The following is a 23,469-nucleotide window of genomic DNA, read 5'->3' as shown; positions in this document are numbered from 1 at the left end:
CCACCCCCACATTCCTTCAACATCACCTCCCGCGTCCAGCGAGTCTCCATGGTTGTGACCTGCAATAACGCGGCAAATCGCCCGTATCGGGACGCCGCGTGGGGGCTTCCCTGTTTACGGTCGGTTCACTAGCGTGTGACGGCATGACCGCACAGGTGCAGGCCACCTCCCCCGGCTCCATGCGTGATCACTGGATGGCCGTGCGGCCACGGCTGATCCTGGCGAGCGGGTTCATGCTCTTCCTCGAGCTCGCGCTGATCCGCTGGACCGGCTCGAACATCGTGCACCTGAGCTACTTCACCAACTTCGTCCTGCTCGGCTCCTTCCTCGGGATCGGCCTCGGGTTCCTGCGCGTGGGCAGGAGCAGGCGGCAGCCGTACTACTCGCCCGTCGTGCTGGCCGCGCTCGTGGTGGTCGTGCTGACGTTCCCCGTGACCGTCGACCGGCAGGCCGACGGCGTCCTGTACTGGACCAGCCTGGAGACCACGGGGCCGCCCGCGTGGGCCATCCTGCCGGTCATCTTCGCCGCCGCCGCGATCGTGCTCATGGGCCCCGCCGAGCTGGTCGGGCGCTGCTTTCCCGAACTGCCGAGGCTGGAGGCCTACCGCTACGACCTCATCGGCTCGCTCAGCGGGATCGCCCTGTTCACGGCGCTGTCGTTCCTGAGCGCCCCGCCCGTCTACTGGGGCGTCCTGGTGGCCGTCGCCTATGCGCTGCTGCTGGTGCCCAGACCGCCCGTGCCGTACCTGCTGCTGGTCGTGACGCCCTCGCTCGTCGTGGTCGGGCTGCTGCTGGCCGAGACCCTCACCGCGGGCGCCCTCTGGTCGCCCTACTACAAGGTCACCAACCGGCAGCTCGAGAGGGCCGGCGAGCAGGTCATGAACATCCAGGTCAACGGCATCCCGCACCAGGAGGCCGTGCCCGCGGCCGCCAGGCTGCAGTGGGAGGCGCAGTACGGCCTGCCGTACGAGAGGGCGGTCAACCCGCCCAAGGAGGTGCTGATCGTCGGCGCGGGCAGTGGCACCGACGTGGCCATCGCCCTGTCGAAGGGCGCGCAGAAGGTCGACGCCGTCGAGATCGACCCCAAGCTGCGCGAGCTGGGCGGCACCTACCACCCCGACCACCCCTACAGCGACCCGCGCGTGAGCACCACCATCACCGACGGCCGCGCCTACCTCGAGCAGACCGGCAAGAAGTACGACCTCATCCTGTTCGCCCTGCCCGACTCCCTCACGCTGGTGTCGGGGGCCTCGTCGCTGCGCCTGGAGAGCTACCTGTTCACCGAGGAGGCCATGCGGGCCGCCCGCGCGCACCTCAAACCAGGCGGGGCCTTCTCGATGTACAACTACTACCGGGAGAGCTGGCTGGTCGACCGGCTGGCCGCCACCATGCAGAACGCCTTCGGCCACAAACCGTGCGTCGACGTGGTCAGCCAGGCGGGCCAGCAGGCCGTCATCACCGCGGGCCGCACGCCCGAGGCCCAGCGCTGCGGCCGCGAGTGGGCGGGCGCGGCGGCGGGCACGCCCGCGCCGACCGGCGACGACCGGCCCTTCCTCTACCTGAAGGACTCCGCGGTCCCGTCGCTGTACATCGTCACGCTGACCCTCATCCTCATCGTCTCGCTGCTGGCGGTGCGGGTCGTCGCGGGGCCGTTCGCCAGGATGCGGCCCTACGCCGACCTGTTCCTGCTCGGCGTGGGCTTCCTGCTGCTGGAGACCAAGAGCGTCACCGGTTTCGCGCTGCTGTTCGGCACCACGTGGGTGGTCAACGCGATCGTCTTCGCGGGGGTCCTGGTGGCCGTGCTGGCCGCGGTCGAGGTCACCCGCCGCTTCCGCGTCCCGCCCCTGCCCGTGATGTACGGCGTGCTGTTCGCGGGACTCGCGCTGGCCTGGCTGGTGCCGAACTCGTGGCTGCTCGGCCTGCCGGTGCCCCTGCGCGCGGTCGCGGCGGTGTCGGTGGCGTTCCTGCCGATCTTCGCGGCGAACGTCGTCTTCGCCAAGCGCTTCGCAGACACCGCCGACGCCACCACCTCCTTCGGCGCGAACCTGCTCGGCGCGATGGTCGGCGGCTGCCTCGAGTATCTCGCCCTGGTCATCGGCTACAAGGGACTGCTGCTCGTGGCGGCCGTCCTCTACCTGGGCGCCTTCGCGCTCCTGCCGCGCCGGGCGGCGGCGGCCTGAGGAGACGACCACGGCGACCGCCCGCCCCGGCCTCGGTGGAGGTCACCGCGGGGGCGGCCGGCTCGTCCCACCTGGCGGGCGGGACGGCCGCCTGGCGTGCGGTCAGCCGGGGTGGGTCTCGTCGTCCTTCTTGCCGATGGCGGCGTGACCGTGCCCCTGGCCGTCGTCCAGCGGGACCTTCTCCCCGCCGTAGGCGTTCGACATCCGCCCGCGCAGCTTGCCGAGCGGACCGCGCAGGCCCTTCGGCGGGATGCCCTCCCCGTCGGCGCCCGCGGTCAGTTGCGGAACCGCCGTCTTTCCCCGCATGTGCGCCTCGATGTCGTCCGCCGGCGGCGTGTGCATCTCGACGTACTCGCCGTGCGGCAGCCGCTTGATCACACCCGCCTCGACGCCGTGCCCGATCACCGCGGCGTCCGAGATCTGCAACCCCAGGCAGATGCGGTAGGTGACGATGTAGGCGATCACCGGGCCCAGCAGGACCAGCACCCGGCCGATGTAGGTGGTCCAGGTCAGGCTGATGTGGAAGTTGGCCGAGATCTCGTCGTTGGCTCCGAGCAGCCACAGCACGCCGTAGAACGTGATGGCCGCCATGCCGATCGCGGTACGGTGCGGGTTGTTGCGGGGACGGTCGGTGATGTGGTGCTCGCGCCTGTCGCCGGTCACCCACTGTTCCATGAACGGATACAGGGCGAGCCCCGTCATGATGATGCCCATCGGCACCAGCGCCGGGATGATCACGCTCAACGGCAGCGTGCCGAACTGGCTGGTCCCGAACAGGTTGATCTCCCACGCGGGCATCAACCGCAGCGCGCCCTCCAGGAAGCCCATGTAGAAGTCGGGCTGCGAGCCGGCCGAGATGTCGGCCGGAGTGTAGGGGCCGAACGCCCAGATCGGGTTGATCTGCGCGAACGTCGCCAATCCGGTGATCACCGCGAAGGTGAACAGGAAGTACGCCCCGGCCTTGAGCATGAAGGCCGGGTAGAACGGCGCGCCGACCACGTTGTGGTTGTTACGGCCCTTGCCGGGCATCTGGGTGTGCTTCTGCACCCACATGAGCACCATGTGCGCCGTGATCAGCGCCACCAGGATGCCGGGGATCAGCAGGATGTGCAGCGAGTAGAACCGGGCGATGACATCCACACCCGGATACTCGCCGCCGAACAGGAAGAAGGTGATGTAGGTGCCGACCAGCGGCAGCGAGATCATCACGCCCTCGGTGATGCGCAGGCCCGCGCCGGACAGCAGGTCGTCCGGCAGCGAGTAGCCGGTCAGGCCCTCGAACAGCGCCAGCGTCAGCAACATCACGCCGATCAGCCAGTTCAGCTCGCGCGGCTTGCGGTAGGCGCCGGTGAAGAACACGCGGAGCATGTGCACCATCATCCCGGCCACGAACAGCAACGCCCCCCAGTGGTGGATCTGCCGCATCAGCAGGCCGCCGCGGACCTCGAAGCTGATGTTCAGCGTCGAGGCGTAGGCCTCCGACATCATGACGCCCCTGAGCGGCTCGTACGCGCCGTCGTACTCGACCTCGCTCATGCTCGGCTGGAAGAAGAACGTCAGGAACGTCCCGCTCAGCAGCAGGATGATGAACGAGTAGAGCGCGATCTCACCCAGCAGGAACGACCAGTGGTCGGGGAAGACCTTGCGCAGGTTCCTCTTCAGGAAGCCGCCGACGCCCGTCCGGTCGTCGATGAACGTGGCAGGTCCCGCGATGGCCTTGGGTACCGTCGTCAGGTCATCCATCGCCCTGAGCCTTCCTGCGCCGCGACACGGCACGGTGGTATCGCCAGGCCACCCAGAACCCCACGCCGACGCCGATGCCCGCGGCCAGCGCGTTGATGGTCCAGTAGACGACCTCGGAGCCGTACCCGTAGCCGTTGCCCAGCACGAGGATGGCGATGATGATCGCGGCCAGGACGCAGGCCCCGATGCCGGAGGCCACGCCGACGGCGATCGTGCGGATCAGCCGGGAGGCCCGCGACCGCTGCGGTGGCGGCGGCCCCGAGGGCACGGCCAGACGGCTGACGATGGCCTCCGGCGCCTCGCCCACGCGGCCGAGGCAACGCTGGGAGATCAGGCCGGATCGGTCCTCGCCGACGCAGATCCACTGGTCTCCCGACACGTACAGAATCGAGCGCGCGGAGTCGGGCAGGCCCAGGCGGACAAACTCCTCCCCCTCGGGGAAGTGCCTGATCCGGTACGGCACGGCGGGCAGCTGGGCGTCCAGCGCGTCGAGGAGTTCGGTCAGCTGGTGCATCCGGGTCATCGCCCCCTCACCCTCTCCCTCCTATCTTCGCGCGGCAACCGTCTGTGGATGCACTGCCAGCCGTCAAAGATGCATCCATACGGGGACAAAGGCCGCGCCTGTCAGGGAGGCGGTCGTCGCACCCGCCGGGGAGCGTGGCGGGCCGCGCGACGCACGCGCCGGGGAGCATGGCGGGCCGTGCGGCGCATCCGCCGCGACCCGCCGGTGGAAGGGGAACCGGTGTGAGAGGTCGTCGGAAAGGACCTTCGCCGGGCGATGGGGTCGGCGCGAGGGGGGCCGTCCATCCATCCCAGGAGATGTTACGGCCCGCGGCCCGTCAGGCCCTCTGGTCAGCCGCGAGATCCTCGGAAGCTCTCGGTCCGCCTGGGCCGCCTGGGCCGTCCTCGGGGGATCCGCACCCCATCGCTCGGCCCGGCCGACCTGGCCCAGCGCGGCGCGCACGGCGGCATCACCGCCGTGCTCGACGGGCACTCCCGCCGCCGCGCCGATCCCCGCCGGGATCCGCGCGATGATCGACGAGAGGCGGGGTGCTCGACCCGGTGTCAGACGGTCAGAGGCCGCACAGCTCCGACAGGCTCTTGGCAGACCCGTTCTGCGCCGCCTGCCCGTTCCTCGTCGGCGTCTGCGACGGCGTGGCCGTACGGCTGGCCGACGGCGTGACGGGGCGGCTGCCGGACGGCGTGGAGGTCGCTCCGGGGGACGCCGTCACCTGGGCCGCCAGGGCGCGCCGCGTCGGCTTCGTCGAGTCGCTCAGCGCCTTCACGGTCGCCCTGCGGATCTTCGCCCAGTCCGGTGATCCGGTGTAGAACTGCGGCGGCACGAACTGCAGGCTCGTGATCCGCGCGTCCTTCACCTTGAGCGCGAGGTTGGCCAGCGGCTCCAGCAACTCCTGCGGGATGTTCGTGTCCGCCATCCGCCTGGCCGCATGAGCGATCTTGGTGAAGTTGGTGAGGATCTTGTCCGGCGTGGCCTGCTGCGCGAACGCCCCGATGACGCACCGCTGCCTGGCCATGCGCCCGAAGTCGTCGTCGACGACGCGGGAGCGCCCGTACCACAGCGCCTCCTCGCCCGACAGTCGCTGGTAGCCCGCCTTGATCGTGCCCGCGGTGCCGTAGTGGCCGCCCCACGGGATGTCCTTCTCCACGCGGAGCTTGATGCCGCCGATCGCGTCGACCAGGTCGACGAAGCCGTACATGTTGATCAGCGCGTAGTAGTCGAGCCGCAGGTTGAGCGTGTGGCCGATGGCGTCCATCAGCGCGCGCGGGCCCTTGTTCTTGCCGCCCATGATCTGCGGGTTGTCGTTGGCGAACTTCCAGACCTCGTTCAGCAGGCCGCCGTTGGGAAGCTCGGCCATGAAACCGTTGGGGAAGTGCTTGGCCAGCGGGGAGGAGGCGGGGAACCGTACGTGCTGCAGGTTCCTCGGGAGGCTGAACAGCACGGTGTTGCCGGTCTTGATGTGGACGCTGGCCACGGTCATGCTGTCGGTCCGCACGCCGTCGCGGTTGCCGGCGCCGTCACCGCCGATGAGCAGGAAGTTGACCCGGTCCTTGCCGTTCCACGGGTCCTCCTCCTTGATCGGCTGTACGTCCGGGTCGGCGGTCGAGGGGAAGATGCCCTGCACGGTCTCGCGGACGGTCAGCATCGTGTTGGCGGTCAGCGCGAACGGCGCCATCACCGAAACGCACAGCAGGCCGACCACGATCCCCGAAACGATCTGGCCCCGGCCGTTCAGACGGTCGGGGCCGAGCGTGATGTAGGAGGTGAGCACGAGCGCGAACCACGCCAGCGCGCCGATCACGGCGGCCACCGACACGGTGAGCATCGTGCTCTCCCTCGTCACGGCGCCGATGTTGCCCATGAAGGACAGGCCGTAGACGAGCGCCGCGATCAGCAGCGCGCCGAACGATCCGAGCAGGATGAAGCCGGTACGGCGGCGCCCGGCACGCAGGTGCGCGGCGCCGGGGATGATCGCCGACAGGGCGGTCCACCCGATGATCGAGCCGAGGCTCATCTTCGCGGCGAACCTGGGCGCCTGAGCGGCCTTCGGCGCTCTCGGGGCCCTGCCCGCTCTGGGACGCGTGTTGCCGGGGTTGGTGTCCCGGTCCCGAACCGGATGGCCGGCCTCGGCACTCCCGGTGTCGGTACGGCCGGCAGGCCCGCGATCGGCGCGTCCCCGCTCACCGCGCCCCCGCGCGCCGGGCCCACCGCCGGCGCGACCAGGGTCGGTGTGGCCCTGGGGCGGGCCGTCCTGGCCTGCCCGCTCCCGCGCGGCACGGTCCTGGGGTACCTGGTCCCGTGCCGCCCGGTCCTGAGAACCGCGGTCCTGGGGCGCACGGCCCTGAGCCGCCTGGTCCTGAGGACCACGGCCCTGGGGTGCCCTGTCGCGGGGTGCGCGGTCCTGGGCGGGCTGGTCAGGGGCGCCGCGGTCCTGCGCCGCCCGGTCCGTCATGGCGGAGTCCTGGGCGGCGGGGTCCTGAGTCGAACGGTCCTGCGCGGAGGACTCGGCGGGCGTGGCGCGCCGCGGAACACGCCGCTTTCTGCCCCGCTCGGCGGAGTCTCCTCCAGGGCGCTTCGACACACCGGCTCCTTCGCATGTCGTACCAGGCCAAACCCAAAGGTTTGCCCCCCGTTGGTCACGAGATTGCCAGGATTCTAGCCCCCATATCGGGACATCAATGACAGATGACCAATGTGGGATGAACGGCCCATGAAGCTACGACGTCGTCGAAGCGGGAGCGAGCCAAGTGTTGCACTGGTAGGCCTTGTTCTTCAGCCAGCCCTGCCGGAACCAGACGTTGTTATTGGCTGGAGTGCCGTGGTCGCGGGGATATCCGGGGTGATCGCCGACTCTCGAGTAGAACCAGAACAACACATCACGTTGGCGAGAATTGACCGGATATGTCCCGGATACAGCCCGCATGAACATCCCGCCGAAACACGTTGCCTGGAGCTCCAGTTTTCTGCTGAGTGCCAGCCGCCCACTCTGGCTCGACGTCTGGAGATGCTTCTGCCAGTGAGAGTCGAGGATGCCGGAGATCTGCTGGATGTGGTGACCGTACTCGTGGGCCATCATGCTGATCGTCGCGCCGTGCCACGAGACCATCTCCCCGTAGCCGATGGAGTTGCCATTGCCTCTGGCCAGGGCCGAGGTGGAGGCGTAGATGGTGTTGTTGCGCGGGCAGTAGTACGGCACCATGCTGCCCGGGGACGGGTAGTCGCCGCACGCGCCTCTGCCGCGTTTGGCGGCGATCGCGTAGTTCGGCGGGCTCCACGGAATGCCCTTCTTGCGCAGGATCGGGGCCCACGCCGCGTCCATGCACTTGCCCGTCTTCAGAATCAGCGCCTTGAGCTGGCTGTGGCTGAACAGGCTCGCGTTCCCCGCCCTGCACGTCGTACGCGGCAGCGCGCCCGCGAAGTACAGCGTGTTGGCCTGCAGGCTCGTGTTGAGCGGGACCCTGGCCGGCTGCTGCGAGGGCTGCTCGGACGGCTGCTCGGACGACGGCTGCTCCGAGGAGGACGGTTGCTCCGAGGAGGACGGCTGCTCGGACGAAGGCTGTTCGGACGACGACGGCTGCTCGGTCGGCCGGTCCGACGGCTCGATCGGCGCGTCGGTCTCCTCGTTCCACGGCGTGAAGGTGGGCGGCGTGAACGTCGGGATCGCCACCGGCGAGGTGGTGTCGGTCTTCGAGGCGCTCTTGAAGACGGCCGAGCCGATCACGAGCAGCACGAAGATCGCCGCCATGGCGCCGAACACCGCGCCGATGACCGCGCCCGCGTTCGACTTCCTGCGCTGCGGCGGCCGCGGCCACGGCCCGTACGCGCCCTGGGGCGGCCCCTGGGGCGGCCTGTGGCCGCCGGGAGCCTGCCCCTGGTACGGCGGCCATCCCGGCTGCGGGTGGCCGTTCCCGTTCGGATACGGCCCGCCCTGCCCAGGCGCACCCTGCCCATGTCCGCCGTGCCCCGGCGCACCCTGCCCATGTCCGCCGTGCCCCGGCGCGCCCTGTCCGTGCCCGCCGTATCCGGGCCCGCCGTATCCGGGCCCGCCGTATCCGGGCCCGCCGTATCCGGGCCCGCCGGGACCCGGCATCCCGGGGCCGCCGGATCCCGGCCCCGGCGCTCCCGGAACGGGCATGCCCGGTCCCTGCACGCCCGGCCCCTGAGGCGGCGTGCCAGGCGGCGGCGGTTGCGGCCCACCGGGAGGCGGGGGCAGCGGACGGCCATACGGCTGGGGGCCACCGGGCGGCGGTGGCGGCGCGCCGTACGGAGGGCCCGTGGGCGGAGGCGGCGTCTGCGGCGGTCCCGCGGGAGGCGGCGGGGGCGCGTAGGGGCGTCCCTGCGGCGGTCCGGCGGGAGGCCCCTGAGGCGGTCCCTGGGGCGGGGCGGGCGGCGGAGGCGTGGGCCGGTACTGGCGGGTGGCCGGCTCCTCGTACGGCTGGCCGTACCCCTGCTGGTGCGGAGACTGCTGCGGAGGCCAGGGAGGGAAGGGTGGCTGCTGGGGTTCTCCTGAAGTGGGTTGCCCCTGATGTCCGGGAGGCGGCGGTGGGTATTGCCCGTTGCCTGTCACCCTGTCTCCCCCTTGACCTGGTTGTCCGAAACGGGACTCACACTTCGGACCTTTGCCGAATTTGGGGCAGAAGCATACTGATTTATCACCCGTCACGGATGTCGCGGTGCTCGGTTACAGTCCGAAATCATTCGAGGTGATCTCCGCTATGTCGCCGTCCGAGCGGCGGCCGTTGTCCTAGCTTCAATGCCATGAATCTGCAGCAGCTCCGCTACGTGGTCGCGACTGCGGAGCACCGCACCATGACCGACGCGGCCAGGTCGCTCTACATCGCGCAACCTGCACTTTCACGCGCGATCCGAGACCTGGAGCGCGAGCTCGGGATGACCCTCTTCGCCCGGTCGGGGCGCGGCGTGGTCGTCACCGCGCAGGGCCGCAGGGTCGTCAAACTGGCCAGAGAGGCGCTCGACGCGGTGGGGGAGATCGAGGCGCTCTCCGGCCACGGCGGTGTCTCCGACGCCGAACTGCGCATCGCATCGACAGCCAACCTCGAGCCCGGCCTGGCGGGGCGGCTGCTTCCCGCCTACGCGGCCGAGCATCCCGGCGTCCGCGTGCACATCATCCGCTGCGACGGCCGCGAAGCGGTCGTCAACGCCATCAGGGACCAGCGGGCCGATCTCGGCCTCACCGACCTGCCGGTCCCGACCGACCTGATCACCCACCCGCTCGAGCGGCAGGAGATCGTGCTCATCTCCCCGCCCGGGCTCGACCTGCCCGACCCCGTCCCGATGACCCGCCTCGACGGACTACGCCTGGCCCTGCCCGCGAGGGGCAGCGTCAGGAGAAGGGAGCTCGACGCGATGTTCGGCAAGTACGCGGTCAACCCGATCATCGTGCTGGAGACCGACGAAAGGAACGGCTGGCTCAACGCGGTCCGCGCGGGCCAGGCGTCGCTGCTGTGGTACCGCGGAATGGCCGAGCAGGCGGCGAGGGCGGGGCTGGTGGTGCGGTCACTCGAACCGGCCGTCCGCCGCGTGATCGCCGTCATCCACGCACGCCGGCGACTGCCGCTGATCGCCCAGGACTTCCTGGCGACCGCGGAGAAGGGCTCGGCCGCTTAGGAACGTTCCCAAGCCCACCGAACCATCCGCCCCGGGGGCCACGCGCCACCCCCGGGACCAATGCGGCCCCGGTTGAGCAAGCCGACGAGACCACCGTTCCCTCCCTGAGGCCACCGCCGACTGACAGCCGGCGACGGAGCCGCTCCCGCGAGACCGACCCGCGTCCCGCCGCGCCGAGAGACGCCGCCTCCCCTCGCCCCGGCCGTCCGGACGCGCTCACGCCCCCGTCCTCTGGATCCAGAGCCAGGCCCCTCCAGGGTCAGCTGGCCACAGCCATGTAGCGGGATGACAGCGCTCACGCATGCCCCGTTTCGACAGGGGAATCCACTGGTCGCCCGCCGTACGTGACGACGCCCCGCCAGGGCGCGCCGCCGGGCGGGGCCTCGCAGGGGAGTGACGTCAGGGCGTGAACGGCTCCACGTGGCCACCGCTGTTGCGGGCGTCGACGGCGTGCCCGGCGCACAGCAGCGTCTCGGCTCCGTCGGCGTCGATGAGGCGGTGCGTCGCGAACTCGGCGCACGGCGCTTTCTCGTGGCCGTGGCCCCATGTGCGGCCGCATCCGCGGGCGGTGCACCGGGTTGCGCTGCCGATCGAGGCGAGGGTGTCGCCGTGCTCGGGGCATACTCCCCAGCCCATGCTGCAGAAGGTGAACGGGGGGTAGCCGGACCGGGCCAGGTCGCCGGCGGTCGCCATCAGCTCGTAGGCGGCCTGGCGGAGGAGGCCGGCGGCATCCGGCAGCCGGAATCCGGCCCGGCCTTCGGGGTCGGCCTGCGACAGATCGCCCGACAGGGTGTCGATGGTGTCCGCCAGCTCCTCAATGTGGGCGGCGAGCTCACGTATCCCCGCGGCCGTGGGCTTGGCCGGTGTCGACGTCATGGTCACTTCTGCTCTGGGTGTCGGCGGGCCGCTGCAAGAAGCGGCTGGCCCTGCTGCCGGAAGTACCCCCGCTGGCGTCGTGAAACCTGTTCTGACCTGGCCGGTAGCAGGAAGCAGGAGCGCGAGGCGAGGCCCGCCAGGACGGCCGGGCGGGGTGCCAGGCGAGCGGGCTCGTGCTCCTGCCGGCCTGCGGCCCGCCGACGGCCGCACCGGCGGGTAGATCGTCCTTCGTCGTGGTCGTCGTGGTCGTCGTGGTCGTGGTGGTCACAGGGAGGCGAGGGCGCGGACACGGTCGGCGATGACACGGCGGGCGGCGTCGGAGGTGAAGGCGATGCCCTCGAACTCGTGGGGGACGCCCGGGTGCAGGTGGAACTCGACCGGGACGCCGGCCTGGCCGAGGCGCAGGGCGTAGGTGAGGTCCTCGTCGCGGAAGATGTCGAGCTGGCCGACTTCGATGTAGGCGGGCGGCAGGCCCGAGGGGTCGGCGACGCGGGCGGGAGCGGCGTAGGCGGGAGTGCCGGGGCCGCCGGCGGCCTCGCCCAGCAGGGCCTGCCAGCCGGTGCGGTTGTCGTCCCACGACCACAGGACGAACGGCGCGATCTGCGGGTCCGGGGTGAGTGTGCGGTCGTCGAGCATCGGCATCACGAGGATCTGCTTGGCGATGGCCGGGCCCTTGCGGTCGCGGGCCAGGATCGACACTGCGGCGGCCAGGCCGCCGCCGGCGCTGTCACCGAACACGCCGATGCGGGCGGGGTCGACGCCGAGCTCAGCGGCATGATCGTGCAGCCAGACCAGGGCGGCGTAGGCGTCCTCGACCGGGGTCGGGTAGGGGTGCTCGGGGGCGCGCCGGTAGTCGACCGACAGGATCGGGGTGCCGCTGGCCGACACGTAGCGGGAGACCGACCCGTCGAACAGGCCGACGTGTCCGAGGATCATGCCGCCGCCGTGGAGGTAGACGGCCGCGGGGCCCGGCTCGGAGTCCCGCTTGGCATACCAGCGCAGCAGGATCGTCGCGCCGTCGGCGGTGGCCAGGTGGTGGTCGATGATCGTGACGTCGTCCGGGGTCGGCTGGGCGGTGTCGGCGTGGCCGATGAGCCCTTCCAGGGCGGCGCGGCGGGCGGCGACGTCACCGACCGGTGGCGGTGTGCTGCCGGCCATCGCGGCGGCGATCGGGGCGAGGGCTTCGGCGACCTGGGGGTCGAGGGTGAAGGACATGACGGTTCTCCTTGTGGTTTGCGTGTTGTGGTGTGCGTGGCGGTTGCCGGGCACCCGGCCGGGGAGGCCGGGGGCCGTGCGGGGGTCAGGCGGGGGTGAGGACGGTCTTGCCGGCCAGCCGTCCGGTGACGGCCTCGTCGTGGACGGCGGCCAGGTCGGACAGGGGCCGCCGGGCGGCGACGTCGATCTTCAAATCGCCGGCGTCGACGCGGGTGACGAGTTCGGCGAGCTGGACGGCGTCACTGCGGGCGAAGACCCGTACGGCCCGCACGTCCCGATCGGTGTCGTCCTGGCCCGGGGTGGTGGTGCTGACGAACACCCCGCCGTCGGCCACGAGGCCGACCAGCGCCGCGGTCTCCTGCGGCGAGGTGGTCACCAGGTTGAGGACGACGTCGAACCGCTCCCCGGCCCCGGTGACGGGAGCGGCGGCGTAGTCGACGATCTTCTCGGCGCCGTGACCGCGCACCCTATCGGCGCTGCGGGCGCCGGCGGTCGCGGTGACCACGGCCCCGGCCTGGGCGGCGAGTTGGACGGCGTACCCGCCGACCGCACCGCCCGCCCCGTTGACCAGGACGCTCTGCCCGGCCTTCAGGCCGGCGTGCTCGAACAGCGACTGCCAGGCCGTCAGGCCGACCGCGGGCAGCGCCGCGGCGTCGGCCGGCTCCACCGTCTGGGGTGCGGCGGCCAGGATCTCGGCGGGGACGGCGTAGGCGGCGGCCGCGCCGTCGGCGTTCATCGGCAGGAACCCCACGACCGCGTCGCCGGCTTTCCAGCCGATGACGCCCGCACCGACCTCGGCGACGCTCCCCGCCACGTCGATGCCCGGCACGTGCGGGAAGGTCACCGGGAACACCTGCTGCAGATAGCCGGCGCGGATCGCCGCATCGACCGGGTTGAAAGAGGTGCCGGCCACTTTCACCACCACCTGCCCCGCTGCCGGAACCGGGCGGGCGGCCTCCTCGTAGACCAAGACGTCGCTGGCGCCGTAGCGGTGGTACCGAACTGCCTTCATTGTCTGTCTCCTCACTCATTTGCTTCGAATGTGAAGCATGTGGGGACTGTAACCTGCTTCGAGTTCAAAGCAATACCCGTGAATCGTGTGACGTCCGTCACTATGCTTTGAATTTGAAGCAGGTACGGTAGGGGAGTGACCGACACCGACGACCACGGCACCCTCGAACCCGAGCAACTGGGGGCCTACTTCGCGCTCATGGAGGCCGTCAGCCTGCTCCAGCACTCCGTTGAGCAGCAGCTACGTGCCGAGGGCGACCTCAGCTGGGTGCAGTTCCAGCTCCTGGCCCGCCTGGCCGACGCCCACGGGCAGCTGACCATGACCGCGCTGGCCGACGGCGTCGTCTACAGCCGCAGCGGCCTCACCTACCAGGCCGCCCAGCTGGAGAGGGCCGGTCTCGTCACCCGCGCCCCCAGCTCCGACGACGAACGTGTCACCCTGGTCACCATCACCCCCGCCGGCCTCGAACGCGTCGCCGCCGTCCTGCCCGGCCACATCGAGGTCGCCCGCCGCCTGCTGTTCGACCCCCTCGCCGACGACGACCTGCACCACCTCGGCGACATCATGACCCGCGTCCGCGACCACATGCGCGCCCAGCCGCCCCGCTCCGCCGCCCCCCGCAAGCGCCGCACGCCCACCGACGAACTCACGGACCCGGACGCAGCACAGACCTGACCCCTCCCTCTGGACCCGCGGCACAGCCTTCCTCACGCCCGAGGACCACGCCGCGGCGATGGGCCGATGGGGCGGGCGCAGCGGTCGCCACCTGACACCGGCGACTGTCCGCGCTCACCTCCTTCATCGCCTGGGCGAAGCCTTCATCGCCTGGGCGAAGCGGCAGGAGATCCTGGTCACCAACCCGGCGCGGCGGCTGGAGTGCCGCGCACCCGGCCGCCGCGGCGGCCCCACCATCGTGCTCTGGCCGGTCAATGTCCTCTGGCTGTCCTCGAACGGCACCGCGGACTACGCGACGGTTGGCAGAGGCAACCCCGACTCCAGAGAGGAACCAACATGCGCACCTGGCGGAAACTGTCGAAGCTCGCGGCTGCGGTCACGGTGGCCGGAGGCCTCGCGTTCACCGGAATGCCATCGGCGGTCGCCGACGAGCAACCGGCTCTGGGGAACGCCGCCCCGCTCACCTGCGGCAGCGGCGTGTTCCTCGACGGCCTCCGGGCTCTCACGATCACTGAGAGCGGCCGCGACGAGGTGTTCCTCACGAGCAATGGCGTGAAGATCTGGCCGGCGAGCTCGGCCTACGTGTCCATGTCCCAGGGCCAGCGGGTCGAGGTCGACAAGTGCGTTCCCAACGGCGCCCAACTCCGCCTCGTCGAGGTCGACGACCTCGATCCCAACGACACCATCGGAGGCCAAACCGTCAACGGGGACGTGACCCGGGACTACGAGTTCTGCTGTGGCGACGGCGGCCGGTACCGGCTCGGTGCCGTCGCCTGACCCGCCGCTCCCGCATGGCACGCCTCCAGCCTTCTTCAGCCGGCCGGAGGCGTGCCGTTCTCAGACGTGACCCAGCTCTCGCGGGACTGGGGTCACGTCTGAGAACACGAAGAGGAGTCATCGTCGGATACACCCGGGTTGCGCGGGATGAGCCCGGGGCGCCGGCATCTGGTCGCCCAGCCGCCCCAGGAGGTGCCGCACTCTCCAGGCCTGGGCGCCGCCCCGGCTGCGGGTGGCGCCACACCGCGGGCCGCCGCCGCGAGTATCGCGCGTTCCTCCTCGTCCAGTTCCAGCGCTTCGCCCACCAGCCGTAACGACGTGCTGCGAGCGCGTGGCGGGCTGCCGCCCTCCATCCGCCGAACGGTCCTGACGCTGAGCCCTGAACGCTCGGCCAGCTCTTCCTGGGTGAGCAGGGCCCGCTCCCGCCAGCGTCGCAGCACCGTACCCGACGCTCCTCGATCGTCCCTTTCCCCCTCGGTCACAGCCTTCCCGCCTTTCCTTCGGCCTGGTCTCCGGAGGGCGCAGCCCTCTCGCCAACACTCTCCTCGACCGGTCCGGCGCCCACATCCGTTGCCTGGCCGACTCCGTGATACATCACTGGATGTAGTGACAGGGAGTCGGCGCTTCCAGTCATCCAACCGGCGATACGGCCTTTCGCTCGGGCGGGGGACTTGGTCACTGCTGTGACCTGTGACAACACCGCTACTTTGGGCCTGTCGCACGGACCCGAAAGGAGGGCCGGCCAGAGGCCACCCGTACGGAATGGTCGATGGCGATACCTCCGCTCATGCCACCGGACGCTCGGTTGTTGCTCAAAGCCCGGTACTCCTGCAGGCCGAACAAGGCATGCTGGCACGATTGGGATATGGCGATCTCCCACAATGACCACCCTGTCCGCCTGTTCTCCTATGGAACCCTGCAAGATCCCGCGGTTCAGAAGGCCAACTTCGGCCGCGAACTGGCCGGCGACCCGGATTCGCTCCCGGGCTACGAACTGTCCATGGTGGAGATCACCGATCCGGACGTGGTCGCGGTCAGCGGGGCGGCGCTTCATCCGATCGTGCGGCCCACCGGCAGGCTCGAAGACGCGGTCGAGGGCACGGTGTTCAGCATCTCCGAAGCCGAACTCGCCATGGCGGACGACTACGAGGTGGACGACTACACCCGGATTGCAGTGGTCCTTGGTTCTGGTACGGACGCCTGGGTGTACGTCCAGGCAGACCTGGTGCCGTAGCGGCGCTCAGCGACAATCCTCACTGGCCGAGGCGTTCCACGTTCACGTTCACTCCCGCTGACCGCGACCGCCTCCGGGCTCGGGTGAGGCGCGCCGCGGACGGGCGATGTGCCAAGCCGTGGGATCTTCCGTAGGCTCGGAGGCGATGAGCATCTTGCGACTGCGCGGCAGGGAGTTCGGTACCGGTGATCACGCGGTGATGGCCGTGGTCAACAGGACCCCCGACTCCTTCTTCGACAAGGGGAAGACCTACGGCTTCGGCGCCGCGCTCGAAGCGGTCGACGCGGCCGTCGAGGGCGGCGCCGACATCGTCGACATCGGCGGGGTCAAGGCGGGCCCCGGCGAGCTCGTCGACGCCGCCGAAGAGATCAGGCGTGTCGCCGACCTGGTCTCGGCCGTGCGCGAACGCCACCCTGATCTGGTCATCAGCGTCGACACCTGGCGCTCCGAGGTAGGCGACGTCGTGGCCAGGGCGGGGGCCGACCTGCTCAACGACACGTGGGGCGGCGTCGATCCGCTCCTGGCCGAGGTGGCCGCCAAGCACGGGGTCGGGCTCGTGTGCGCGCACGCGGGCAGGGTGGAGCCGCGGACCAGGCCGCACCGCATCGCGTACGCCGACGTGGTCGCCGACGTCATCGGCTACACGGTCGACCTGGCGGAACGGGCGGTCGCGGCGGGGGTCTCGAGGGAGTCCATCCTCATCGATCCCGCGCACGACTTCGGCAAGAACACCTTCCACTCGCTGGAGGTGAGCCGGAGGCTCGACGAGATGGTGGCGACGGGGTGGCCGGTGCTGGTGGCGGTGTCGAACAAGGACTTCGTGGGGGAGACGCTGGGCGGGCTTCCGGTCGACGAACGGCACGCGGGCACGATCGCGACGCTGGCGGTGTCGGCGCTGCAGGGCGCCCGGGTGTTCAGGGTCCACGACGCGGCCTCCGCCCGTGCGGCACTGGCGGAGGTGGACCGCCTCAACCCCCACCCCAGGCCGGCCGACGGCTGACGTCCATGCAGGCGGCTGGCGGCCGGCGTCTTTTCGTCGGACGTGTGAGCCGCCCCCGGGGTGAGGAGCGGATGACCTGGCGCGGTGAAGGAGGGGGTCGCCCGCGGTTCAGGTGTAGATCGACGAGAGGAAACGCACCAGGATCTCCTCCCGTTTCGCGGCCGGCAGCGCGTCCAGAATCGTGTTGACCACTGCCATCTCCGGCTGGCCGCCCCCGGTCAGGTCCACACCCACCGAGGCGGCCAGAGCCCCGAACTCCTCGTCGTCCAGCGTCGACAGGTCCAGCGAGGCCACCAGTTCCACCAGCCCGTCCGGCACCACGACCGGCCCGCGCGTCCTGGCCGCAGCGACCGAGTCGGCGATCACCGACAGCATCGCGTCGACGCCGGCCAACGTGACCCCGGTGACCGTGATGTGCAGGTTCGCGGGGATACCCGCATACGAGAGCTGCGGCTGGATGAACCACCCCCTCCGCCTGGCCTCGTCCGCCACCACGAACACGTCCACCTCGTCCGAAGCGAAGGCGATCAACGACGAGCCCGGCGACCCGAGGACCCGAAGGCCGTGGATCTTGCCCAGGCCCTCGCGCAGCCGTACCGACGCCTCCAGAGTCGCCCGCCCCAGGGCCAGGTAGCCGTCCCGCCCCAGCGCCCGCAGCGTCGCCCACGCCCCGCCCAGCGGTCCCGCCGACTTCGAGCTCTGCACGGTGGCGTTGATGACCGTGTATCCGGGCCAGGCGGCCGACGCGAAGTACGCTCTGCGCCGCATCGCGGGGTCGGCGAACAGCACCACCGACGCGCCTTTGGGCGCGTAACCGAACTTGTGCAGGTCGCAGGAGATCGACGTCACCCCCGGCACCGACAGGTCGAAGGGCGGCACCTCGGCCCCCGCCAGGCGCAGCCACGGCAGCAGCCACCCGCCGACGCACGCGTCGACGTGACACGGCACGCCGCGCGCGGCCGCCACCGCCGCCACCTCGGCGACGGGGTCGATCACTCCCTGCGGGTAGGAGGGCGCCGAGACGACCACCATGATCGTGGACGGGGTGATCGCCGCGGCCACGTCGTCCGCGGACACCGTGAACGTCTCCAGCGAGACCGGCACCTGGATGACCGACACCCCGAGGTAGTGGGCGGCCTTGTGGAAGGCGGGATGCGCGGTCACCGGCAGCACGATCGACGGCTCGGCGGCGCCCGACGCGTCGCGCGCCGCCTTCACCGCGAGCATGATCGACTCGGTGCCGCCGCTGGTGAAGATGCCGTGCCCGCCGCCGAGCTGCGCCGCCACCGCCCCGACGACCTCCTTCTCCATCGCCACCACGCTGGGGAACGCGGTCGGATCGAGGGTGTTGGTCTCCAGCATCTCGAAGTACACCCTGGCCGCCGCCTCGTGGACCGCGGGCAGTCCGGTGTCGTAGACGTAGGCGGTCACCTTCCCCCCGCGCACGGGCAGGTCGTCGGCGCGCAGGCGGGAGACCTCCGCCAGCAGGTCGGACAGGTTCACGCGGACTCCTTGGCGTACCAGATGATCAACGGCAGGCTGGCGAGCATGAGCAGGGCGGGCAGCGCGCTGAACCCGAGCGTCAGCCCCGCCAGCGCCGGGGCCGGCTGCGTCACCGAGCCTTCGACGGACACGAAGCCGGTGGCGGCCAGCACCAGCGCGTAGAGCCCTGGACCGAGCGCCATGCCCGCGGTCTCGCCGGCCGTCCAGAGGCCGGTGAAGGCGCCGGCCTGGGCGTGCCCGGTGCGGGCGGCGTCGGCGTGGACGGTGTCCGGCAGCAGTGACAGCGGCAGCAGCTGCAGGCCCGCGTAGCAGACCCCGGCCAGCGCCGTGAGCGCCAGCACGCCGGGCACGCTCGCCAGGGAGATCGCCCCGATCAGCGCCAGCGCCACCAGACCGAACCCCGTCGCCGCGACCAGGTAGGCGCGGACCATGCCCGCCGCGCGCCCCAGCCACGCCCACGCCGGTACCGCCAGCATGCTCGGCCCCACCATCCCGACGAACATCGCCGACGTCAGCCCGTAGTCGCCGAGCCGGTGGGCGGCCACGTACGGCGCGCCCGCCAGCATCACCGACACGCCCAGCGCCTGCACGACGAACGCCGACAGCAGCGCGAAGAAGGCCCTGTTCCCGCGCGCGACCCTGAAGGCCGCCACCAGCCCGAGCGGGGCCGGTCCCGGCATCGAGCGCACCCAGCGGGTGGAGAGGGCCGCCGTCAGCAGCGCCGCCGCCATCACCGCGCCGACGGCCACGCCCATCCACGCGTAGCCCGCCGCATGCGCGATCGCCGGAGCCAGGCCGCCCGCCACCAGGATCCCCACCGTCAGGCACACCACCCGCCACGACATGATCCTGGTCCGTTCGGCGGGAGACGCCGACATCTCCGCGGGTAACGCCACGTAGGGAACCTGAAAGCAGGCGAACGCCGACGCCGCCAGGACGAAGGCCACCGCCACCAGCGGCGCGTTCGGCACGGCGAACGTGGCGGCGAAGGCCGGCGGCAGCGTCACCGACCCGAGCAGCAGCAGCCTGAAGCGCCTGGCCGTGCGGACCGCCTCGCGGTCGCTCGCCGCCCCGATGACCGGGTTCAGCACCACGTCCCAGATCTTGGGCGCCACCAGCACGGCGCCCGCCACCCCCGCGGCCACGCCCAGCACGTCGGTCAGGTAGTAGAGCAGCAGCAGACCCGGCACCGCCGAGAACACGCCGGTGCCGACCGAACCGATCCCGTAGCCGAGCAGCCGCCCTCGCGACAGGCTCACGGCGGGACGCCGGGCAGGTTCAGCGCGCGGTGCAGCACCTCGTGCAGGTAGGCGCGGAACCGCCGCAGCGCCGCGCGGTCGTCGGCGCCCCTGCGCACGCCCTTGTCGTCGAGGATGCCGCCCCTGACGAACCCGTTCACGCACCACACGACCGTCCACATCGCCATCTCGCTGTCCGCGCCCGTCGCCTCGCCGACGAGCGTCAGCAGCGGCCTGATGTACTCGCGTTCCAGCTCGGTGACATCGCTGGCGTCGAGCAGCCACCGGTGCAGCCACAGGGCCGACACCTCGGGATTGTCGACGTAGAAGTCGAGGTAGCGGTCGGCGATCAGATGGACGCGGTCGGCGAGGCCCATGCCCTCGGTGTCGGCGACCGCCCGTTCGAGCATCGCCCGTTCGGCCTCGTGGGCGCGCTTCATCACCGCGAGGTAGAGCTCACGCTTGCCGCCGACGTGGTAGTTGACCGTGGCGATGTTGAGCCCGGCGGCCTCGGCGATCTGCCTGGTCGTGGTGCCGTCGTACCCCAGGGCGGCGAACAGCTGTGTCGCCGCCCTGAGGATCGTCTCGACCTGGCTCATAGGACCGAAACTAGTTCCGGTCGCCTCGTCCGGTCAATCACTTGATGGAGGGCAGTGACACCACCGCGCGCAGGCCGGGCGCCGCGTCCTCCAGACGGACGGCCCCGCCGTGTGCCACCAGTGTCTCGCGGACGATCGCCAGGCCCAGGCCCGCGCCGCCCTCGTCCCTGCTGCGGCCGTGGTCGAGCCTGGTGAACCGGTTGAACACCCGCTCCCTGTCCTCCGCGGGGATGCCGGGCCCGTCGTCGGTCACCGTCAGCACGCCGTCACGGGTCAGCGCGACCTCGACCGTGGAGGCGGCGTGCCGTACCGCGTTGTCCATCAGGTTGGTCACCACGCGGCTCAGGTCGAGGGCGTCGCCGCGCACCACGACCGGATCGCAGGCGGTCAGCCTGGCCTCGCCGTACCTCTCCACGACCTGCCTGACGACCTCGTCCAGGTTGACCGGCTCGTTCCTGGCCAGCCTGCCGCCGCGCTCGTCGAGCCTGGCGAGGGCGAGCAGGTCCTCGGCCAGGCGCGACAGGCGCAGGGTGTCCTCCAGCACGCCCTCGGCCGTCTCGGGCCAGTCCTGTCCCTCGGGATGGCCGAGCGCCACCTCCAGCTGCAGCCTGATGCTGGCCAGGGGGCTGCGCAGCTCGTGCGCGGCGTCGGAGACGAGCGCGCGCTGGCGAGACTCGGCCTCCTCCAGCCTGGCCAGCATGTCGTTGAGCGTGACGGCCAGCGAGTGCACCTCGTCGCGCGCCTCCGGCACCGGCAGCCGCCTCGACCTGGCCGTGTGGGTGATGTCGGCCGCGCCCCTGCGCAGCGCGACGATCGGGCGCAGCGTCCTGCCGATGATCAGCCAGCCGCCGCCGGCCAGGAAGACCACCAGCAGCGGCGTGCCGAACAGCAGCACCCTGCCCGCCGTGAGCAGGCTCCGCTCGATCTCACGCACGGGCCGCGCGGCCAGCACGGTCACGCCCCTGTCGCCACTGATCACGATCACCCGCAGCGGCCCGGGGATCCCGTACGGCTCGCCGTCCAGGAACCACGCCGATTCGTGGCGCAGCGCTCTCCGCCGGTCGCCCGCGTCCAGCAGCGGGACCAGCCTGTCGGCCCCGTAGGTGCCGTGCGTGACCTTGCCGTCGGCGCCGACGACCTGCACGATCGTGCCGTCCTGCGTGGTGATCGGATCGGTCAGCGTGCCGCTGTCGGCCTGCGCGCGTACCGCCTGCGCGTGCTGTTGCGTGGTCTCGTCCACCGTGTCCATCAGGGACCTGCCGAGCACGATCATCAGTACCGAGGCCGACGCCGCGAACACGAGGGTGAGCCCCACCACCGACAGCGCCGTCAGCCTGAAGCGCAGGCTCTTGCGCCGCCACCATTCAGCCACCGTCGCCGGCCAGCCGGTAGCCCGCGCCCCGCACGGTCTGCAACGCGTTCCTGCCGAACGGGCCGTCGATCTTGCGTCGCAGGTAGCCGACGTACACCTCGACCACGTTCGGATCGGTGTCGAAGGTGTCCCACACGTGCTCCAGGATCTCCGCCTTCGACACCACCTCGTCGTGGCGGCGCATCAGGTACTCCAGCAGCGCGAACTCCCTGGGGGTCAGTTCCACCGACTCCTCGCCCCGCTGCACCCGCCGTCTCGCCGGGTCCAGCGACAGGTCGCCCGCCGTGAGCACCGCGGGACGCCGCCCCGCGTCGCGCCGCAGCAGCGCGCGCAGCCTGGCCACCAGCACCACGTAGGAGAACGGCTTGGTGAGGTAGTCGTCGGCGCCGAGGTCGAGCCCGTCGGCCATGTCGTACTCGCCGTCCTTGGCCGACAGCATGAGGATCGGCACCCAGTTCTCCTCCGCGCGCAACCGCTTGCACACGTTGTAGCCCGACAGCCTGGGCAGCATGATGTCGAGCACCACCACGTCGTAGTCGCCGTGCCGGGCCAGGTGCAGGCCCTCCTCGCCGTCGTGGGCGAGATCCACGGCGAACCCCTCGGCCTGCAGCCCCCGCTGGAGGGCGGCGGCCATCCGCCGTTCGTCCTCGACGACCAGAACTCTCATAGGGCACATAGTGCACCATCTGCGCTGAGAGGCCTCTCAGCTCGTCTCAGGATCGCCACAGCACTCCTCACGCACTGTTGAGACGTAAGCAATACCGTGAAGGAGTGAGATGTCCAGAGGCAAGCTCGTGAGGTGGGGCGTCCCTGTCGCGGCCGTCGCCGTGATCGGCGCGGCCATCGGCGCCGGCCCGGTGATCGCCGCGGTCAGCGGGGACCCTGTCCTGCCCGAACGCTCGGCGCAGCAGCTGCTGGCCGACGCGGCCGCGGCGGTGCAGAAGGACGGCCTGCCCCCGATGTCGGGGACCGTCCTGGAAACCGCCTCCCTCGGCCTTCCCGCCCTCCCGCAGGGCGCGGCCACCGCTTCCCCGCTCAGCCTGCTGTCGGGTTCCCACGAGGCGAAGGTCTGGTACGGCTCCCGCGACCAGTTCAGGCTGGCCGTGCCGGGGCCCATGAACGAGACCAACGTCATCGTGAACGGCGACCAGACGTGGCTGTGGGAGAGCCAGACCAACAAGGCCACCCGGATCAAGCTGGCGCCGGGCGCCACCGACCGGCCGGACAGGACGCAGGTGCCGAGCGCCCCCGCGATGACCCCGCAGCAGGCCGCCGAGCAGTTGCTGTCCAAGGTCGGCGAGCACAGCGTGGTCAGCGTCACCAACACCACCCAGGTGGCCGGGCGCTCGGCCTACGAGCTGGTGCTCGCGCCCAAGGAGGGCGGCTCGCTGATCCAGGACATCCGTCTGGCGCTCGACGGGGAGACCTACGTCCCGCTGCGCGTGCAGGTGTACGCCAAGGGGTCGGCCGAGCCCGCCTTCGAGGTCGGGTTCACCCAGGTCACCTTCTCCGCCCCCGCGCCTGAGAACTTCACCTTCACCCCACCGGCCGGCGCCAAGGTGGAGGAGAAGACGCTCAGCGCCCCCAAGGAGGCACAGCAGCGGAGGGAGGACTTCCGCGAGGGCGACGTCAAGACCGTCGGCGAAGGCTGGACCACGGTCGCGGTCCTCCCCGTCCCCAAGGCCGACGCGCCCCGGTCCACGGCCGAGTCCGGCGGGCAGGAGGCGCCGTCGCTCGAGACCATCCTGCGATCCGCCACCCCGGTGAGCGGGCCGTGGGGGAGCGGCAAGCTGATCAAGACCAAGCTGGTCAGCGCGCTGTTCACCGACGACGGCCGCCTGCTGGTCGGCGCGGTCACCCCGGAGGAGCTCACGAAGGCGGCAGGCGCCAGGTGAGC

At 71.0% G+C, this 23,469-nt stretch carries 20 protein-coding genes; 7 read left to right on the top strand and 13 right to left on the bottom strand.

The annotated features are described in order from the left end of the window. The first annotated feature begins 143 nt into the window (after positions 1 to 143). The gene (locus AC3EO4_RS10510) at positions 144 to 2,180 is read left to right on the top strand and encodes a spermidine synthase (RefSeq protein WP_431895078.1); all 2,037 of its coding nucleotides are present in this window, start codon (positions 144 to 146) and stop codon (positions 2,178 to 2,180) included. Between the two features lie 102 nt (positions 2,181 to 2,282). Here AC3EO4_RS10510 and qcrB read toward each other — a convergent pair whose 3' ends face one another. The 4 genes from qcrB to AC3EO4_RS10490 form a co-directional block, all read right to left on the bottom strand. Next, complete coding sequence (gene qcrB / locus AC3EO4_RS10505) at positions 2,283 to 3,923, bottom strand: cytochrome bc1 complex cytochrome b subunit (RefSeq protein WP_431895077.1); 1,641 nt, start codon at positions 3,921 to 3,923, stop codon at positions 2,283 to 2,285. Further along, a complete protein-coding gene (locus tag AC3EO4_RS10500; RefSeq protein ID WP_379574517.1) occupies positions 3,916 to 4,446 on the bottom strand; it encodes a hypothetical protein in 531 nt (176 codons plus the stop codon). The genes qcrB and AC3EO4_RS10500 overlap by 8 nt, the downstream gene beginning before the upstream one ends. A gap of 550 nt (positions 4,447 to 4,996) precedes the next feature. Next, positions 4,997 to 7,024: an LCP family glycopolymer transferase gene (locus AC3EO4_RS10495; RefSeq protein ID WP_431895075.1), complete on the bottom strand. Its 2,028-nt coding sequence runs from the start codon at positions 7,022 to 7,024 to the stop codon at positions 4,997 to 4,999. A 135-nt stretch (positions 7,025 to 7,159) separates the two neighbouring features. Beyond that, complete coding sequence (locus tag AC3EO4_RS10490) at positions 7,160 to 8,578, bottom strand: neutral zinc metallopeptidase (RefSeq protein WP_431895074.1); 1,419 nt, start codon at positions 8,576 to 8,578, stop codon at positions 7,160 to 7,162. Between the two features lie 623 nt (positions 8,579 to 9,201). Here AC3EO4_RS10490 and AC3EO4_RS10485 point away from each other — a divergent pair. Then, positions 9,202 to 10,071, top strand: a complete 870-nt coding sequence (locus tag AC3EO4_RS10485; protein ID WP_379574520.1) for a LysR family transcriptional regulator — start codon at positions 9,202 to 9,204, stop codon at positions 10,069 to 10,071. Between the two features lie 399 nt (positions 10,072 to 10,470). Here the strand turns inward: AC3EO4_RS10485 and AC3EO4_RS10480 are convergent, their stop codons facing one another. From AC3EO4_RS10480 to AC3EO4_RS10470, 3 genes are all read right to left on the bottom strand, one after another. Then, complete coding sequence (locus tag AC3EO4_RS10480) at positions 10,471 to 10,947, bottom strand: hypothetical protein (protein ID WP_379574521.1); 477 nt, start codon at positions 10,945 to 10,947, stop codon at positions 10,471 to 10,473. A gap of 264 nt (positions 10,948 to 11,211) precedes the next feature. After that, positions 11,212 to 12,162 carry an alpha/beta hydrolase gene (locus AC3EO4_RS10475; RefSeq protein ID WP_379574522.1) on the bottom strand — a complete coding sequence of 317 codons (951 nt, stop codon included), beginning with the start codon at positions 12,160 to 12,162 and terminating at the stop codon, positions 11,212 to 11,214. A gap of 85 nt (positions 12,163 to 12,247) precedes the next feature. Beyond that, positions 12,248 to 13,174, bottom strand: a complete 927-nt coding sequence (locus AC3EO4_RS10470) for an NADP-dependent oxidoreductase (protein WP_431895071.1) — start codon at positions 13,172 to 13,174, stop codon at positions 12,248 to 12,250. Positions 13,175 to 13,309: 135 nt separating this feature from the next. Between AC3EO4_RS10470 and AC3EO4_RS10465 the strand changes: the two genes are divergently transcribed. Beyond that, the gene (locus AC3EO4_RS10465) at positions 13,310 to 13,849 is read left to right on the top strand and encodes a MarR family winged helix-turn-helix transcriptional regulator (RefSeq protein WP_379574524.1); all 540 of its coding nucleotides are present in this window, start codon (positions 13,310 to 13,312) and stop codon (positions 13,847 to 13,849) included. Positions 13,850 to 14,185: 336 nt separating this feature from the next. Further along, positions 14,186 to 14,626, top strand: coding sequence for a hypothetical protein (locus AC3EO4_RS10460; protein WP_431895069.1), 441 nt, complete (start codon positions 14,186 to 14,188; stop codon positions 14,624 to 14,626). Positions 14,627 to 14,718: 92 nt separating this feature from the next. Here the strand turns inward: AC3EO4_RS10460 and AC3EO4_RS10455 are convergent, their stop codons facing one another. Then, positions 14,719 to 15,066, bottom strand: a complete 348-nt coding sequence (locus AC3EO4_RS10455) for a helix-turn-helix domain-containing protein (RefSeq protein ID WP_379574526.1) — start codon at positions 15,064 to 15,066, stop codon at positions 14,719 to 14,721. A gap of 425 nt (positions 15,067 to 15,491) precedes the next feature. Here AC3EO4_RS10455 and AC3EO4_RS10450 point away from each other — a divergent pair, with 425 nt between their 5' ends. Further along, the gene (locus tag AC3EO4_RS10450; protein WP_379574527.1) at positions 15,492 to 15,860 is read left to right on the top strand and encodes a gamma-glutamylcyclotransferase family protein; all 369 of its coding nucleotides are present in this window, start codon (positions 15,492 to 15,494) and stop codon (positions 15,858 to 15,860) included. Between the two features lie 145 nt (positions 15,861 to 16,005). Continuing rightward, positions 16,006 to 16,860 carry a dihydropteroate synthase gene (folP, locus tag AC3EO4_RS10445; protein ID WP_431895067.1) on the top strand — a complete coding sequence of 285 codons (855 nt, stop codon included), beginning with the start codon at positions 16,006 to 16,008 and terminating at the stop codon, positions 16,858 to 16,860. A 108-nt stretch (positions 16,861 to 16,968) separates the two neighbouring features. Here folP and AC3EO4_RS10440 read toward each other — a convergent pair whose 3' ends face one another. From AC3EO4_RS10440 to AC3EO4_RS10420, 5 genes are read right to left on the bottom strand one after another with little or no spacing between them, the layout of a single operon-like run. Further along, complete coding sequence (locus tag AC3EO4_RS10440) at positions 16,969 to 18,357, bottom strand: pyridoxal phosphate-dependent decarboxylase family protein (protein WP_379574583.1); 1,389 nt, start codon at positions 18,355 to 18,357, stop codon at positions 16,969 to 16,971. Positions 18,358 to 18,359: 2 nt separating this feature from the next. Continuing rightward, positions 18,360 to 19,622 carry an MFS transporter gene (locus AC3EO4_RS10435; protein ID WP_431895066.1) on the bottom strand — a complete coding sequence of 421 codons (1,263 nt, stop codon included), beginning with the start codon at positions 19,620 to 19,622 and terminating at the stop codon, positions 18,360 to 18,362. Further along, a complete protein-coding gene (locus tag AC3EO4_RS10430; protein ID WP_379574530.1) occupies positions 19,619 to 20,200 on the bottom strand; it encodes a TetR/AcrR family transcriptional regulator in 582 nt (193 codons plus the stop codon). Before AC3EO4_RS10430 ends, AC3EO4_RS10435 begins: the two co-directional genes overlap by 4 nt. Positions 20,201 to 20,237: 37 nt before the next feature. Further along, positions 20,238 to 21,572 (bottom strand): sensor histidine kinase, encoded by a 1,335-nt coding sequence (locus AC3EO4_RS10425; protein WP_379574531.1) that lies wholly within the window; start codon positions 21,570 to 21,572, stop codon positions 20,238 to 20,240. Further along, entirely contained in the window at positions 21,565 to 22,239 is a 675-nt protein-coding gene (locus AC3EO4_RS10420) for a response regulator transcription factor (RefSeq protein ID WP_379574532.1), read from the bottom strand. Before AC3EO4_RS10420 ends, AC3EO4_RS10425 begins: the two co-directional genes overlap by 8 nt. A 109-nt stretch (positions 22,240 to 22,348) precedes the next feature. On the opposite strand from AC3EO4_RS10420, the gene AC3EO4_RS10415 reads away from it, so the two are divergent. Then, complete coding sequence (locus tag AC3EO4_RS10415; protein WP_431895063.1) at positions 22,349 to 23,467, top strand: LolA family protein; 1,119 nt, start codon at positions 22,349 to 22,351, stop codon at positions 23,465 to 23,467. Positions 23,468 to 23,469 lie beyond the last annotated feature (2 nt).

It is taken from the genome of Nonomuraea sp. bgisy101 (assembly GCF_057708945.1).
The sequence above is the reverse complement of the archived record's forward strand: the minus strand, read 5'-3'. Positions and strand labels throughout refer to the sequence as shown.